At 63.7% G+C, this 15,996-nt stretch carries 7 protein-coding genes and 1 pseudogene; 6 read left to right on the top strand and 2 right to left on the bottom strand.

The features are described 5' to 3' along the window. Window positions 1-60 precede the first annotated feature (60 nt). From sprA to GAU_RS13200, 6 genes and pseudogenes are all read left to right on the top strand, one after another. A complete protein-coding gene (gene sprA / locus GAU_RS13220; RefSeq protein WP_169307682.1) occupies window positions 61-6,546 on the top strand; it encodes a cell surface protein SprA in 6,486 nt (2,161 codons plus the stop codon). Window positions 6,547-6,623: 77 nt separating this feature from the next. Further along, window positions 6,624-7,121, top strand: a pseudogene (locus tag GAU_RS22985) (ComEA family DNA-binding protein); the annotation flags it as partial. Window positions 7,122-7,245: 124 nt separating this feature from the next. Further along, window positions 7,246-9,087, top strand: coding sequence for a GspE/PulE family protein (locus GAU_RS13215; protein WP_052574443.1), 1,842 nt, complete (start codon window positions 7,246-7,248; stop codon window positions 9,085-9,087). A gap of 89 nt (window positions 9,088-9,176) precedes the next feature. Then, on the top strand, window positions 9,177-10,343 hold the full coding sequence (locus GAU_RS13210; RefSeq protein WP_015894380.1) for a type IV pilus twitching motility protein PilT: 1,167 nt from the start codon (window positions 9,177-9,179) through the stop codon (window positions 10,341-10,343). A 78-nt stretch (window positions 10,344-10,421) separates the two neighbouring features. After that, on the top strand, window positions 10,422-11,618 hold the full coding sequence (locus GAU_RS13205) for a type II secretion system F family protein (protein ID WP_015894379.1): 1,197 nt from the start codon (window positions 10,422-10,424) through the stop codon (window positions 11,616-11,618). Between the two features lie 176 nt (window positions 11,619-11,794). Then, complete coding sequence (locus GAU_RS13200) at window positions 11,795-12,556, top strand: SGNH/GDSL hydrolase family protein (protein WP_041265527.1); 762 nt, start codon at window positions 11,795-11,797, stop codon at window positions 12,554-12,556. Window positions 12,557-13,862: 1,306 nt separating this feature from the next. On the opposite strand, the gene GAU_RS21895 is transcribed toward GAU_RS13200, so the two are convergent. Next, a complete protein-coding gene (locus GAU_RS21895; RefSeq protein ID WP_015894376.1) occupies window positions 13,863-14,996 on the bottom strand; it encodes a sensor histidine kinase in 1,134 nt (377 codons plus the stop codon). After that, on the bottom strand, window positions 14,993-15,829 hold the full coding sequence (locus tag GAU_RS13185) for a LytR/AlgR family response regulator transcription factor (RefSeq protein WP_015894375.1): 837 nt from the start codon (window positions 15,827-15,829) through the stop codon (window positions 14,993-14,995). Before GAU_RS13185 ends, GAU_RS21895 begins: the two co-directional genes overlap by 4 nt. Window positions 15,830-15,996: the final 167 nt, after the last annotated feature.

The raw sequence follows: 15,996 nt of genomic DNA, 5'->3' as shown, positions 1-15,996 counted from the left end.
AATTCGGACACCGTACCACGGCGCCGCGGGCTGCCGCTGGTACCCCACGATCGGAGTTCGGTGCGCAGGCTGTTCCTGAGATGGGCGCTGGCAGTGGCATTGCCTGGGGCATTGCCGTTGGCGCTTGGGGCGCAGGAACGTCCATTGGACCGCTCCGGCGTGGCGCGGGGAACGGGGCGGGACACTGCGACCGCCCCAGGGCCGCGCCGGCAGTCCCTCTCTCCGGCCGCCCAGCGGATCATCGATGGCCTGACGCTGCGGGTCGGGCCGTTCGGCCGTCGACCGGGCACCGCACTCCCAGGGGCCGCCGGACCGTCAGCCGAAGTGGCGACCGATCTGCCCAGCAGTCTCCCGGTCCACCTGCCCGGGGACTGGTTCCGGGCCGGCTCGCCCGATGTCGCAGCCTTGCTGGCCGCACCCATCGTGGTCACCACCGGCGCCGGTGTGGCCGTGACCGGGGCGCTCATCCCGGTCGACACCCCCTACCGGGACGTCGGCCAGCGGGCAGCGGACGTCCTCAGCGAACTCTCGGACCTGAACCTCACCCTCGACGCCCGTCTCGAGTCCAAGGTCCAGCGCCTCAGCAACAACCGCTGCACGTCCACCCAGCTCGGGATCCCCGGCAATAGCTGCCGAGGGTCGCCGTTCCTGCCCGAGTTCGACTTCCAGTTCAATGTGCGGACCGGCGGCGTGGTGGCCGATCGGTTTTTTGTGGACGTGGACTATGACTCCCAGCGGGAGTTCGACGCTTCCAACAATCTGTCGGCGCGCTACGAAGGCAAGCCGGGAGAGTTCCTGCAGCGCGTGGAGGTGGGCAACGTCACCTTCCAGCCTCCTCCGTCGCGGTACCTGACCTCGGGCATTCCGTCGGGCAACTACGGGGTGCAGGCCATCGGGCAGGTGGGCGCCATGCGCTTCACCTCCATCTTTGCGCAGCAGAAGGGCAACGTCTCCAAGGACAACGTCTTCACCATCGGCGACCGCACGCAGCAACAGGTCGAGCGGGTCATCGAAGACATCCAGATCGAGACGCGCCGGTTTTTCTTCACGGTCGATCCGCGGCAACTGGGCGGCTATCCCAATGTCGATCTGCTGAATCGGCCACGCATGCAGCAGCTCGCGTCGTCGCTGCCCGACTCCATTCGCCCGGTGCGCCTCTACGTGTATCGGCAGCTCATCGGCGCCGCGAACCAGAACCCGCGGGGGCCCCAGTTCTCCGTGCGTGGGGCTCGCAATCCGTCGCGGCAGATCTACGAATTGCTGCGCGAAAATGTCGACTACTACGTCGACCCCTCGATGCTCTGGATTGCCCTCGTGCGCCCGCTCAGTGTGAACACCGAGCGTCTGGCGATCGCCTACGAGGTCAATGTGGATGGTCGACCGGGACGGAATCCGGCCACTGGTGGCACGCCCGATATCGAGTACACCGACGCCCCCCAGTACGCGAACCTGCTGTGGGAGCCCGAACTGCAGCCCACCAATCCGGCGTACTTCCTGCGCGAGATCAAGTCGGTCTATCGTCTGGGCGGCGAAGACCTGATGCGTGAGTCGCTGCGGGTGAAGCTGGTGACGGGCACCTCGGGAGACCAGGAAAAGCCCATCGATGTGTCTCGTGGTGAAACGTATCTGCGGCTGTTTGGTCTCTCGCAGGCCACCAACGCGGCGGCGTTCGATGTGGAGAACCGCGTCTGGCCACGCCCCAACGATCCGAACTTCCGCGCCAGCTTCAGCGGCTCCGGCGGACAGCAGAAACTGATCCCCGACTACTTCATCGTATTCCCCTCCGTGCAGCCCTTTGCGCGCGGCGGACTCGCGCAGCCGATGGCCAATCCGGCCAATGACACGCTGTACCGCTATCCCAACGAGTATCTGTACTCCGAGCAACGCCCGCAGGCGATCTATCGCCTCATGGTGAGCTACCAGTCCGATGGTGGGGGCGACACCCAGTCCATTCGACTCAGCACCATTCAGGTGCGCCAGAATTCGGAGCGTGTGGCGCTCGATGACCGCATGCTGCAGCGCGAGATCGACTATCAGATCGACTACGATCTCGGCATCATCACCTTCACGCGACCCGACACGCTCTTCATGCGTCCGCGGCAGGTGTCGGTGCGCTATGAAGAGAATCCGTTGTTCACCACTGCGCCCACGACCATTCTCGGGTTTGCGTCGCAACTGCAGCTCGACAAGGGACAGATCGCGTTCACTGCCATTTCCCAGCAGCAGCGGTCGAATCTCAATCGCCCTCCGCTGGGATTCGAGCCGGTTGGCTCTCTCGTGGCCGGTGTGACGAGTGCCCTGCAATGGGACGCCTCGGCGCTCACCAATGCCATTGGTCGCATCCCGTTCGCGCGCACCACCTCGCCGTCTCGTGTCTCACTGCAAGCCGAATTTGCCATGAGCAAGCCTCGGCCCAACGCGGCGGGGCAGGCCTACATCGAGAGCTTCGAGGGCAACGCCGAACGCAGCGTGCCATTGTTCGAATCGTCCTGGTACTTCAGTTCCTTGCCTGCACTGGGTTCGTCGTTCGCCGGCACCGGCCTGTCGGTATTCACCAACGCGCGCGCCGCGACGATGGCCTATCAGAACAACGGCGTCGATCAGTCGGGCAACTTCCCGCAGTTCACCATCCAGCAGATCGATCCGGCCGTGCGCATCGTGGGCAGTGGTGTGCAACAAGCGGAGCAACTGCTGTGGATGACGCTCTATCCGCTCAAGACCGGCGGAATTCTCGATCGCGTCCCGGGAACGGCCACCCGCCGATATGCCTGGATGGTTGGTGACAACAGCTTGCTCGGTCCCACACCGTCCGGACGTCGGTGGCGTTCGGTGCGCACCGTACTCAACCCGAGTGGACAGGACCTCTCTCGGACGGAAAACATCGAGTTCTTTGTGCTGGTGCAGTCGGAAGCGGCCAAGGTGCGGCGCAATCCCACCCTGGTGTTCGACTTCGGTGACATCAGCGAAAACTCCGTGACGTTTGCGCCGGAAACGCTCACCGTGAATGCGCCCACTGCAGCGGGGCTTCCGGCCGATTCCACGTATCGTGGCAAGCGCATCGTGGGACTCGATCGTCTCGACTCCGAACGAGATCCGTTGTCGCGCGCCTTCAATGCCGTGGAGAACGATCGTGGGCTCGCGGGTGATGTCGCGGATACCATTGTGGTCGTGGACCGGACCAGCGGCGCGCCGGTCATCAGCACACAATTCAAGCTGCCACTCTGCTCGCAGTCGGCGCAGACGGTGCAGACCCTGGGCGATAGCCGAGCCAATTGCACGGTGCGCAACAATCGCCTCGACGAAGAAGATATCGATCTTGACGGGCAACTGAATATGCCCACATCGGCCATCGATCAGGAACAGCTCAAGCGCTTTGTCGTCGACCTGAGCGATCGCAATAGCTGGACGCGTGTGGGGCGCTGCTTTCAGCAACGGGACTCCAGCAGCGCGGGCATCACATCCGATTCGCTGTGCTGGGTGCAGGTGCGCCTCAATTGGCGGGCGCCCACGGAACAGCTCAACGCCCCCAATGAGCGGCGGATGCGCGCCATGCGCATGACGATGATCTCGAGCACCGGCACCAACGACGACGAGTTCACGCGCATTGCCTTTGCACGCTTCCGATTGGTGGGCGCGCCGTGGCTCAAGCGGTCCACCGAGCCGCTGAGCGGCATGGCCGGTGATTCCACCGCCGCATTGGGTGGGTACGTGGTGGCCAGTGTGGTCGGGACACTCGACTCCTCCAGCACGCTGTCCTACTCGCCTCCACCGGGTGTGGTCGAAGAACCTGAAGACCGTCAGTCGGGCTATGCGAATACGCGGGTGCAGGTGAACGAGCAGGCGTTGCGCATCCAGGCCGGCGTTCCCGGTCGCCAACTGCGTCCATTCGATCGTGCCGAAGCATTCCTGCGATTCCCCGAAGGCACGAAGACTTTCATGGGATACCGATCGCTGCGTCTGTGGATGCGTGGTCGCGGCAATGGATGGGGGGTGCAGGGAGAGCTCAACGGCTATGTGAAGATCGGCCGCGATGAGCACAACTTCTACATGTATCGCACGCCCGTGAATGCCGGCAGCGGCCAGAGTACCTGGTTGCCGGAAATCCAGGTGGATCTCACGCGCTTCCAGATGCTGCGCGCGCAGCTCGAGACGGCCTATCTGCAAAGCAGCGCCGACTCGCTGCAGTGCTCTGGTGTGGATCTGGAGCTGATCCGCCGGTCCGGCACGCCCATGGGCGGGGCGCGACAGCGGTACGCTGTGTGTCAGGACGGCTACATCGTGTACACCACCGATCCTGCGGTCACGCCACCCAACCTGGCGGGTGTGCAGGAACTGGCGGTAGGCATCGTACGCGTGGACAGCGTGGCACGTGGTGGTGCCGGCATCATGAACAACGACACGCTCGAACTCTGGGTGAATGACATCCGGTTGAGCGACGTGGTCGACGACATCGGTTTTGCCGGAGAGATCGGCCTCAATCTCAATGCGGGCGATCTGGCCGATGTGCGCGTCAATGTGAGTCGCCGAGATCCGAATTTCCGGCAACTCAACGAAACGCCCACGTTCCTGACATCGAATGCAGTCAATGTCGGCACCACGCTGCATCTCGAGCGGGCACTGCCGGCGCGACTGGGCATTGCCTTGCCGTTCAGCGTCGACTATTCCGGCACTGGCATCGAACAACTGTTTGTCAATCGTACCGACCTGCGCGCGGATGCCATCAACGGCGTGCGCAATCCCAGCGATCGACGCGTGAATTACTCGCTCGCGCTGCGACGACTCACGCCACTCGCCACCGGATGGTACGCGCCACTCGTGAACGGGTTGTCGCTCAACGGGACATGGTCCAATGGCTCCTCGCAGTCGACCTTCCAGGAACTGAGTAACAGCAGCTACGTGGTGGGCGGTGGTCTCGCCCTGGTGAGCGAGCGGCGCGAGAGCCGTTTGCCGGGTTTTGTCGGGCGCATGCTGGATCTCTTGCCCAAGGGCCTTCGCGAATCACCATCAGTGGTCAACTTCCGCGAACAACGCCTGCGATGGAGTCCCACACAATTCCGGCTCAATACATCGCTGGCCCGCTCCAGTCATTCGGCCACCTCGTTCACCAAGGCCGCCGCATCGCCCACCGACACGGGCGAAGTGGTGAACGCGCTCCAGCATGCCTGGCAGAATCTTGCCGTGCTGGCCTTCAGCCCGACGCCCGGGCTCAGCGCAGATTTCACCGCGCGCCAGTTGCTCGACCTGCGCGACTATCGCCGCGGTCTGGCCGACCAGGACAGTAGCGATCGGGGAGAGGTCGCACACGCGGAACGCATGCGATTCCTCGGCAGCAACCTCGGCCTGGAACGCGAACGATCCTTCACCTCCGCGTTCCGGATCCAGCCGTCCATGTCACAGTGGCTGCGTCCGCGCTTCGATTTCACCAGCTCGTTCACGCTGAACAAGGACCCCAACGCCCGGACGCTGTTGCGTGAAGGGGACAGCACCGGGGCGCTGCGCCTGCCCAAGCGCCTTGGCGCGGCCAACTCACTGAATCTCGGCACCACGCTCGACCTGGGTCGCCTCATCAACCAACGCACCCGCGACACCAGTTGGGTGCGGCGACTGGGCAACATGCTCGCGCCCATTGATGTGCAGTGGCAGCAGAGCCTCACGTCCAACTACGACAACACCGCCTACGTGCCTGGGTGGGGATATCAGTTCGGGCTCGGCAGTATCGATGCGTTCCGCGGACACGACACCCGCCTGGCCACCACCGCGGGACGCATGCGTCGCGCCACAGCCGTGGGTTCGCTCAATCTGCCGCTGTCGCTGCAATTCCAGACGCGCATCGAAAACGGCACCACCGAAACCTGGACCCGACGCACGCTGGATGGATTCCAGGCCATCATCACCAGCTCGCAAATGGTCTACCCGGACTACTCCCTGCGATGGAACTGGCGACCGCAGCGCATGCGAAAGATCATTTCGGCGCTGAGCATGGATGGCGCATACGCGATCACCGAACAGGAGACCACCATCCCGAATGAAACGGGAGGCTTGGCCGATCGCAGTCGCATCACGTCACGTCGACAGCCGCTTTCCGCCTCCGTGACCTGGTCTTTCCTCGGTGACCTCATCACGACGGCGCGCAGCAGTCGGGAGTCACGCGAGGATCTGCGGCCCGGATCCATCATCAACGGGGAGACCGATCGCCTGTCATTCAACTTGGCCCGTGCGTTCCCGCTGCCCAAGAGCTGGAACACCCGCAACGGACAACTGCGGGCCAACGTGTCGTATGACAGCGAGGAAAACACCTCGGTGGTGACCGGTACGACGGTCACGACGGGCGACGGCAGCCTGCTGCTCACCACGCCCTCGGTACTGACCAACAATGGCCGACGTGCGCTGAACCTCAATGCCAACACGGATCTGACGGAACTGCTCACCTTCACGCTGACAGGCAGTCATGTGGTCAACTTCGATCGCGCCTACAATCGGCAGACGACCAACATGATCTTCAGCGCGGTCCTGCAACTGCGCTTCTTCTCCGGGGATCTGCGCTGACCGGTGCGGCGTTGGCGTGATGACGCCGGCGTCGTTTCGATGACACCCGTTTGCCGACCTGCCAATAGAGTGGTCCCATGGCAACGGACGGCGAACGACGGATCCTGGGGTTTCTGGTGGCGCTGGCACTCATTGGTGCCGGTGCACGCGCCGTTGGGGTGCACCGCTTCGAACGGACAACCCTTGGTGATGCCCCTGCCGTGCAGGCGGCCGGCGCGGCTCGGGCCCTGGCCGCCCAGCGCGCGGCGGTCGATTCGGCACGCCGGAGTCCGCGCGCGAGCCGATCCAGGAACGCGAAATCCCGGAGCCGCGGCGCTGGCGATGCCCGACCGGGAGAAACGAGTGCCGGAGGACAGGCGTCCGTAGGGAGACCGCGAGCGCCCCGTGGCACGCCGGCCCGCACTGGCACACGCCCTTCGCCGTTCCCGATCGATGTGAATGCGGCCACGGCGCAGGAGCTGGAGGCCTTGCCACGCGTGGGGCCGGCCCTGGCCAGACGCATTGTCGAGCGAAGATCGCAGTCCGGCGCCTTCCAGTCGCTGGACGACCTGCGTCACGTCCGTGGCATCGGACCAGCCACTCTGCGCCTGTTCGACACCCTGGTGACGTTTTCAGGCCGGCACAGTCCCATACACAGTGGGGAACCACCCCCTTCTGGATATCACACCACGTACGTGTTCAGACGGAAATCACGTCACTATGGCCGCTCCTGCTGCACCGCTGGCGAGTCGCTCCACGGACCGACTCGGCGATCTCCTCGTCCGCGAGGGGTTGTTGTCACGCGAAAACCTCACCAAGGCACTGCAGGAGCAGTCCGCATATCCGGGACAGCGTCTCGGACTGACCGTCGTCCGACTCGGCATGGTGCCGGAGACCGAAGTGGTCCGCATGCTGGCGCGACAGTACCGAATGCCAGCCGTCGACCTCGCGCGTTTCGAGGTGGATACTCGGCTCCTCAAGCTGATCCCCGCCGAACTCGCCTCCAAGCACACGGTTCTGCCGCTCAAGCGCGACGGACGTCAGCTCACGGTCGCCATTGCCGATCCCACGGCGATGGCCGTGGTGGACGATCTCAAGTTCATCACCCGCTATGACATCGTCCCGGTGCTGGCGGGCGAGTACTCCATGCGGGCGGCGATCGAAAAACACTACGAAGCGAACGAAATCCACATGCAGTCCCTGCTGCAGGACATCGCAGCAGATGATGACGATATCGAGGTGCTCGACAACCAGGACGACATGGTCGATGCCAGTGTCCTGGCCGCTCAGGTCGATGAGGCACCGGTCGTCAAGCTCATCAACGCCATCCTTGGCGATGCCGTGCACAAAGGCGCGTCGGATATCCACTTCGAGTGCTTCGAACACGAACTGCGGGTCCGCTATCGCATCGACGGCGCGCTGCAGGAAGTGATGAAGCCACCCATGAAGATGCGCGCCGCGCTCATCTCGCGCTTCAAGATCATGTCGTCCCTGAACATCGCAGAACGCCGCGTACCGCAGGACGGCCGCATCAAACTCAAGATCGGCCGAAAGGTCATCGACTTCCGCGTCAGCACCCTGCCCACGCTTTTCGGCGAAAAGGTCGTCCTGCGAATTCTCGACAAAGGCAACCTCACCCTCGAACTGGACAAGTTCGGTATTGAGCCTCGCGCCGAACGGGAACTCATGGAGGCGATCTCCAATCCGTACGGCATGGTGCTCGTGACCGGCCCCACGGGATCGGGTAAGACCACCACCCTGTATTCGGCTCTGTCGAAGATCAACAATCTCGACACGAACATCATGACGGCCGAAGATCCCGTGGAGTACAACCTCTTCGGCATCAATCAGGTGCAGGTACGCACCGAGATCGGCATGTCCTTCGCCGCCGCGCTGAAAGCGTTCCTGCGACAGGATCCGAACGTCATCATGGTCGGCGAAATCCGCGATCTCGAAACCGGCGGTATTGCTGTGAAGGCCGCGCTCACCGGCCACATGGTCATGAGCACCCTGCACACGAATTCGGCGCCCGAAACCATCGTCCGCCTGCTGGACATGGGTCTCGAACCGTTCAACGTGGCGTCCGCGCTCAATCTCATCCTAGCGCAGCGACTCGTCCGACGCATCTGCCCGAAGTGTCGCGTGAAGTACCAGCCCGACGTGGCGGAACTGTCGGGCGCCAAGGTCAAGCTCGACACCACCATGCGCGAACTGCGTTTCACCGAGGAAGCCCTCGCCAATGCCAAGGCCAAGGCCACGCCGGAGGCAATGCCGTTCCTGACCAACCTCTGCCTCGATACCCGTGTCGGCGATCTGCCCTTCTTCAAGGGCCATGGCTGTGACGCCTGTGCCGGCACTGGTCTCAAGGGGCGTCAGGGTGTCTACGAAGTGATGTTCATGACCCCCACGCTCAAAAAGCTGGTCATGCAGAACTCCGACGTGCAGGTCATCCGCGATGCGGCCGTTGAAGAGGGCATGTTGACGCTGCGCATGGATGGTTGGCTGAAGGTGCTGAAGGGGGTGACCACCCTCGATCAGGTCATCCGCGAAACGGCAAACTGAGTTTTTGTGATACCGTCGTTTCCTGTCGCTATGACGACTCGTCCAGACCGTGGCGTATCACTGCGCCCCCGCTTCCCGATCGCCTCACAATGACCGCACCAGCCCCGTCAACCATCTCCCTCCGGACGCTCCTCGACGAAATGATCGAGCGCGATGCGTCCGACCTGCACGTCTCGGCCGGCGATCGGCCGAAACTGCGCGTGGACGGAGATATCGTGAGCGCTACGGTGGAGCACGTGCTGACGCCGCGTGACACGCTGCAGTTGGCATACTCCGTGCTCACCGAAAACCAGAAGAAGCGCTTCGAGATGGAGGACGAGCTCGATTTCTCGTTCGGCATCGCGAACCTCTCGCGTTTCCGCGGTAATGTGTTCAAGCAACGCGGCTGCGTGAGCATGGTCATCCGGCGTATCCCGTTCCAGATCAAGACCTTCGCCGAGTTGCAGTTGCCGCAGGTGATCTCGTCGTTTGCCGAACGGCCACGTGGACTGGTGCTCGTCACGGGGCCAACCGGCTCCGGCAAGAGCACCACACTGGCCGCCATGATCGACAAGATCAACACGGAACGACGTGGCCACATCATCACGGTGGAAGATCCGATCGAGTTCATCCATCGGCACCGCAACTGCATCATCAACCAGCGCGAAGTGGGCGCCGACACGAAGAGTTTTGCGTCGGCCCTCAAGTACGCGCTACGTGAAGACCCCGATGTCATCCTGATCGGTGAAATGCGCGACCTGGAGACCATCCAGGCGGCGCTCACGATCGCCGAAACCGGTCACCTCGTATTTGCCACGCTGCACACGAACAGCGCCGCCGAGGCGATCAATCGCATCATTGACGTATTCCCCAGTCATCAGCAGAGCCAGGTACGGGCGCAGCTCGCCTTTGTGCTCGAAGGCATCATCACGCAGGTGCTGCTGCCCCGGCTCACCGGACGTGGCCGTGCCATGGCGGCCGAGATTCTGGTGGTCACACCGGCCATCCGGGCGTTGATCCGCGACGACAAGGTGCACCAGATCTACTCGCTCATGCAGTCTGGCAAGAAGTTCGGCATGCAGACGATGAACGACGCGCTGTATCAGCTCTATGTCTCCCGTCAGGTGAGCGCCGACGAGTGTGTGCGCCTGTCCGGTGATCCCAACGAGTTCCTGCGCATGATCGGCAAGAGCCCGAACGACGATGGCAGCGGGCAGTCCAGCACACAGAACGGCAACCGTCCCGGTGACCGGACGATGGCCGGCGCCAAGCGATAGCCCAACTCCCGCACCACGCACCCGAAGCACAACCCCGCCGGCCTTGTGTCGGCATACGAAGACCGAGTCGGAGACACGATGCCCACGTTCACCTACACCGCGCGGACCACCAACGGCGACCTCAAGTCCGCCACGATCGACGCGCCCAGTCGTGATGATGCCGTAGCGCAGCTACGACGTCAGCGACTGACCATCATCAAGGTGGACGAGTCCAAGGCGACGCCCACCAAGAGCCTCGGCAAGGTCTCGATGCGCGACATCGTGATCTTCACCCGACAGTTCTCCACGATGATCAACGCCGGCTTGCCCCTGGTGCAAGCCCTCGACATCCTGGCCAAACAGAGTGAGAACAAGGCGCTCAGCGCCGTGGTGCGCCAGGTGGTGTTCGACGTGGAATCGGGCAACACGGTGGCCGATGCCATGCGCAAGCACCCCAAGGCGTTCTCGGATCTCTACACCAACATGGTGGCGGCCGGCGAGGCGGGCGGTATTCTGGACACGATCCTGAATCGCCTCGCGATCTTCATGGAAAAGAACGACGCCCTCGTTCGCAAAGTGAAGGGCGCGATGATCTACCCCACGGTCATCATGTGCGTGGCCGGATTGTGCGTGGTGATCCTGCTGTGGAAGGTCATCCCCGTGTTCGCGAACATGTTCGGCAGTGTGGGCATGGAGCTGCCCCTGCCGACGCAGGTCGTGATCGGGTTGTCCAACTTCCTGAATGCCTATTGGTGGATGCTGCTGCTGGGCGCTGCCGGTACCGCATTCAGCATCAAGAAGTACTACGGCACCTCGGCCGGTCAGTTGGTCATCGATCGTCTCCTGCTCAAGGTCCCCGTGCTGGGTGACGTGCTCCGGAAGTCGGCGGTGTCACGCTTCACGCGTACGCTGGGCACCCTGATCTCCTCGGGTGTGAGCATTCTCGACGGCCTCGAAATCACCGCCCGCACCTCGGGCAATCGCGTGGTGCAGGACGCCATCATGGGTTCGCGCTCCAGCATCGCGGGTGGTGAAACGATTGCCGGCCCGTTGCAGAAGAGCGAAGTGTTTCCGCCCATGGTGATCAGCATGATCGCCGTCGGCGAACAGACCGGTGGTCTCGACGAAATGCTCAGCAAGATCGCCGACTTCTACGACGACGAAGTCGACGCCGCCGTGAGCGCGCTGCTCTCCCTGCTCGAACCGATCATGATCGTGTTCCTCGGTGTCGTCGTGGGCGGCATGATCGTCGCGATGTACCTGCCGATCTTCGACATGGTGAACGCCGTCAAGTAAAGACGCCGCCACGATGGCAAACGCGGGGCTCTTCCAGATCGGGAGGGCCCCGCGTGGTCTATATGGGGAGCTTGGCAGGCTCCGGTTCGTCACCCGGTCATCACACCCTGTCCGCTGGGCCAGACGCCTGACCCGCGCGGTAGCGACACCATCGGCGCTTCCTGGCATCATGGGTGATGATTTCACTCCTCAAACCCATTCGCGCGACATGGTTTGCGCTGATGCTGCTCAGTGGCTGCCTGCGCGCTCCAACCACCCCAGCATTCCACGCCGGCGATACCAAGATCCTGTTTCTGGGTAACTCGCTCACCTACACGAACGACCTGCCGTCGATGCTGCTTCGGCTCGCCCGCCTGGCCGGCGACACGACCATGCAGGCGGCCGTGTTGGCCGAACCGGATTTTTCCCTGCAAGAGCATTGGGAGACCGGCACGGCACAGCGTTGGTTGCGGGAGCGGCAGTGGGACTTCGTGGTCATGCAACAGGGATCGTCGGCGCTGTCGGCCGGGCAGGCCCATCTGCGGGCCTGGACTGAGCAGTTTGCGCCACTCGTTCGAGCGTCCGGTGCACAACCCGTGCTGCTGATGGTCTGGCCGCAGCAGCATCGCCTGTTCGATTTTGCCAATGTGCTGACCTCCTATCGGAACGCCGCGGGCAGTGTGAGCGGCATCTTCGTGCCCGCTGGTGATGCGTGGACGGCCTACGAACAGTACGACCGGCTCTATGTCGATGGTTTGCATCCCACGCCGGGAGGCACGTATCTCACGGCGTTGACGCTGCTGGAACGACTGCGCGGCATCCGCCCGGATCAACTGCCACCGACGATACCGGGCGCTGCGGTGGACAGCACGACCGTCCGTGCGCTGCAGCGGGCGGCCATCACGGCACTCGAGCGCAATCCGGCGCGTCCCCCGATGCCGGGAGCGATGCCACAATGACCGCGCCGTCGATTCGTCGCGGTCACTCGTCGGGCAATCGCCTGAGTCGCGTATTTTCCGTCGCCATGGGCCTTGCCGGCGTCACACTGGGGCATCCGTTGTGTGCGCAGCCCATCGATTCGGTGGGGGTGGCCCGCACGGCGTACCGTGAAGCGCTAAGCGCACCCACACGCGAGGCGGCGCGGGAATTGTTGTTGCGTGCCACCAGAGCATGGCCCACACAATCCGCCTATTGGGCGCCCCTCGCGCGTGTGGCGGGCCGACTCAACGACACGGCCACGGTCACCAGCGCTGTGCGCGCATTGATCGATATGCAACTCGCCGAGCCATTGTTGGCCGATAGCACACTCGATCGATGGTGGTCCATACCGACCTTGGCGCCGCTGCATCGCGAGGCACAACGCCTTGCTGGCCCACTGGCGAATGCCCACGTGATCGCGACGCTGGCCGACAGCACGATCTTCGCCGAGGGGGTGGATGCCCATTCGCGGACCGACGCACTGTATGTGGCCAGCATTCGGCATCGCACCGTGTTCGAACATCGGCCCGATGGCACCGTGCGTGATCTGTTGTTGCATCAGGATCCGCGGATGGGTGCCGTCTTTGGCGTACGCGTGGCCCCGGATGGTCGCGCACTCTGGGTGACCACGGCGCCTCACGCCGCAGCCACGCCCGCACCACCACTGCCGGCCACCGCGCAGATCACCGGACGTGGTGCCCTCGTGAAGGTGCGCATCCGCGATGGACACATTGAAGGCTATTGGCCGCTGTCACCAGATACGGCGTCCCATATCCCGGGCGATCTGGCCGTGGCGCCCGACGGTACCGTCATCGTCACGGACTCGGATGCGGCGACGGTCTATGTGCTCGACCCGCGGGCACGTCGGCTGCGTGCCATTGTCGACCCGTGGTTCCGGTCACTGCAGGGTGTTGTGGCCGTGCCCTCGCGAGTGCCGGGAAAGCCTGCCGCGCTCGTCGCCGACTATTCGCACGGCCTGCTGCATGTCGAACTGGCGCCGGTGGTCATGGGGCCGCGCGTCCGGCGATTGCAGGAGGCCCCCGGCACCACGGTGCTCGGCATCGACGGCATGGTGTGGCACGACGGGGCACTGCTCGCGGTGCAGAACGGTGTGACACCGGCCCGGATCGTCCGTGTGCAACTCGACGCCGAACTCACACGGGTGCAGTCGCTCGCCGTGATCGATAAACAACCGGCCATTGCCACTGATCCCACCATCGGTACACTGTGGCGCGGCGGTTTTGCGTACGTAGCCAACAGTCAGTGGAGCCAGTACAACGCACGCGGTCAGCGCGTGACGGGAACCGCGCTGTCTCCGACAGTCATTCTCTGCGTGCCGCTCCCGTCTGGCGCGGCCACAAAAGGCACACGCAGTTCGGCTTCCACACCGCCGGTCAACGCGTCCTGCACGCGCAGTGTGGCGCGATCACCGTAAAGCCGTTCGAGGCGCGTCCGGAGATTCACCAATCCCGTACCAGCACCGGTGGAGGAGGTGTCGGCCGATAGCCCCGGGCCGGTGTCCCGAACACGCAGCACCAACTCCTGCTGCTCCCGTGTCGCGCTGATGGACACGACGCCGGCACCGGTCTGCCGAGCGATACCATGCAGCAGCGCATTTTCCACCAGCGGTTGCAGCGCAAACGCCGGCACCATCGCGTCCGGTGTTGGTCCCTCCGGCCACTCCACGCGCAGGCGATCGGCAAAGCGCACGAGTTCGATGTCGAGATAGCGACGGGTGAACTCGAGTTCCTGCGTGAGTGCAATCACTTGTCCGTCGCCGGCGCGCAATGTGGCGCGCAGCAGATCGGCGAGCCGCACGACGAGTTGCTGCGCCAGGGCCGGGTCTCGTCCGATGAGCGTGACAATCGAGTTCAGCGCGTTGAAGAGGAAGTGCGGATTGAGTTGGGCCTGCAGTGCGCGCAACTGCGCCTGCGCCAGGTCTTCGCTCATGCGCGCTGCGAGCACGCGCCCCGCCTGCCACTCCTCATACCAGCGCATGGCCATCTGCGCCACGACGATGGCGCAGACGATGACCAGAAACACGTCACCGTACGAACGGATGCCGATGACCAGCGTGCTCTCGAAGCCGCGGGGCTCGTCCAGTCCGAACGCGACGGATGTGCGGGCATAGACAAAGATCTGTACGAACACAATCGCCGCACCCAGCAGCAGGTGCACCACCAAGGCACGCAGGCGTTGGCCCGCACGGAATGGGATACGGTCACCGACATACCATATCAGCGCCGTCCATAGCCCCCAGGTTCCCCACATCACGAACTGCGAGAGGAACAGCGATGCCGTGGGCAGGTCGGGGTTGAGTCGCGACGGCACGAGATGAAACCCGATCGTGCCGATGACCGCCGGCAGGAGCCAGAACCCGAGCAGCGCGGCGCGTATCCGCCAGCTGCGCGAACCGTTCATGCTTCGCCCGCCAGGCGCTTGCTGACTTCCGTGCGATAGTTCCGACTCACCCGGAGCCGCGTCCCATCGCGCAGGATCATGATCTGGTCGCCACCGAACCAGGGCTGCAGCTCCTTCATGGCACGCATGTCCACAATGGTCTGTCGATGAATGCGCAGGAAACGTCGAGGGTCGAGACGCGATTCGATACTGGTCAGCGTCTCCCGCACCTGATAGCGCTCCTTGCCTGCATGCAGTACCACGTAGTTGCCATCGGACTCGATCCATTGCACGTCCGCCAACATGACCACCATGGTGCGCTGGTCATGTTTCACCACGATCCGATCGGCAAATCGCGGAGCGCCGCCCGTGGGGCGCGCTGTCGTGGATGTTGCCGTACCACCCGCCGGAGACAGGGCACTCGTGTCGTTGCCGCCACGCGCAGACAGCAGCGCGCCAAGAATGCGAGCCTGTTCGAGCACCGCCCCCGTCGCGACCCGGTCGGTCAGACGGCGCCAGGCAATCGCGAAGCGCGCATCGTCGAAGGGTTTGAGCAGATAGTCCACTGCCGCCACATCGAACGCCTGCAACGCGAACTCATCGTGCGCAGATATGAACAGGGTGGCCGGCATGCGATCAACGCCCACCGCATCGATCACTTCGAACCCCGTCCCTCCAGGCATCTGGATGTCGAGCAGCACCACGTCGGGACGCCAGGAACCGATCAGGGTGATGGCATCGGTGCCATTGCCGGCTTCGCGCAGCGCGGCCGTGGGCGCGAGGCGTCTGGTGAGCTCGGATAGCCGTTCACGGGCCAGCGGTTCATCGTCGACAATCAGCACACGGGAAATCATGCGGAAAGCTCGCAGAAGATCGCGGCGCTGTCCATGAGGCCACTCCCGTCCCAACACTGTCAGAGTGTGACGCCATGGCGGGAGACGATGGGGTCGCGATACAATTGCCACATGAAATGCGGGATCTCTCACGGTATGCGATGGTGTCACGCACGGTTGCGCACGTT

This window comes from Gemmatimonas aurantiaca T-27, assembly GCF_000010305.1.
Taxonomy (GTDB): domain Bacteria; phylum Gemmatimonadota; class Gemmatimonadetes; order Gemmatimonadales; family Gemmatimonadaceae; genus Gemmatimonas; species Gemmatimonas aurantiaca.
Note: the sequence above shows the minus strand (reverse complement) of the source record. Positions and strands in the feature narration are given on the sequence as shown.

Excerpts from the sequence above, each read along its gene's own strand:
- GAU_RS13200 (WP_041265527.1), top strand. The coding sequence starts at position 11,795 with ATGATTTCACTCCTCAAACCCATTCGCGCGACATGGTTTGCGCTGATG.
- GAU_RS13210 (WP_015894380.1), top strand. The coding sequence starts at position 9,177 with ATGACCGCACCAGCCCCGTCAACCATCTCCCTCCGGACGCTCCTCGAC.
- GAU_RS13215 (WP_052574443.1), top strand. The coding sequence starts at position 7,246 with ATGGCCGCTCCTGCTGCACCGCTGGCGAGTCGCTCCACGGACCGACTC.
- GAU_RS13185 (WP_015894375.1), bottom strand. The coding sequence starts at position 15,829 with ATGATTTCCCGTGTGCTGATTGTCGACGATGAACCGCTGGCCCGTGAA.
- GAU_RS13205 (WP_015894379.1), top strand. The coding sequence starts at position 10,422 with ATGCCCACGTTCACCTACACCGCGCGGACCACCAACGGCGACCTCAAG.
- GAU_RS21895 (WP_015894376.1), bottom strand. The coding sequence starts at position 14,996 with ATGAACGGTTCGCGCAGCTGGCGGATACGCGCCGCGCTGCTCGGGTTC.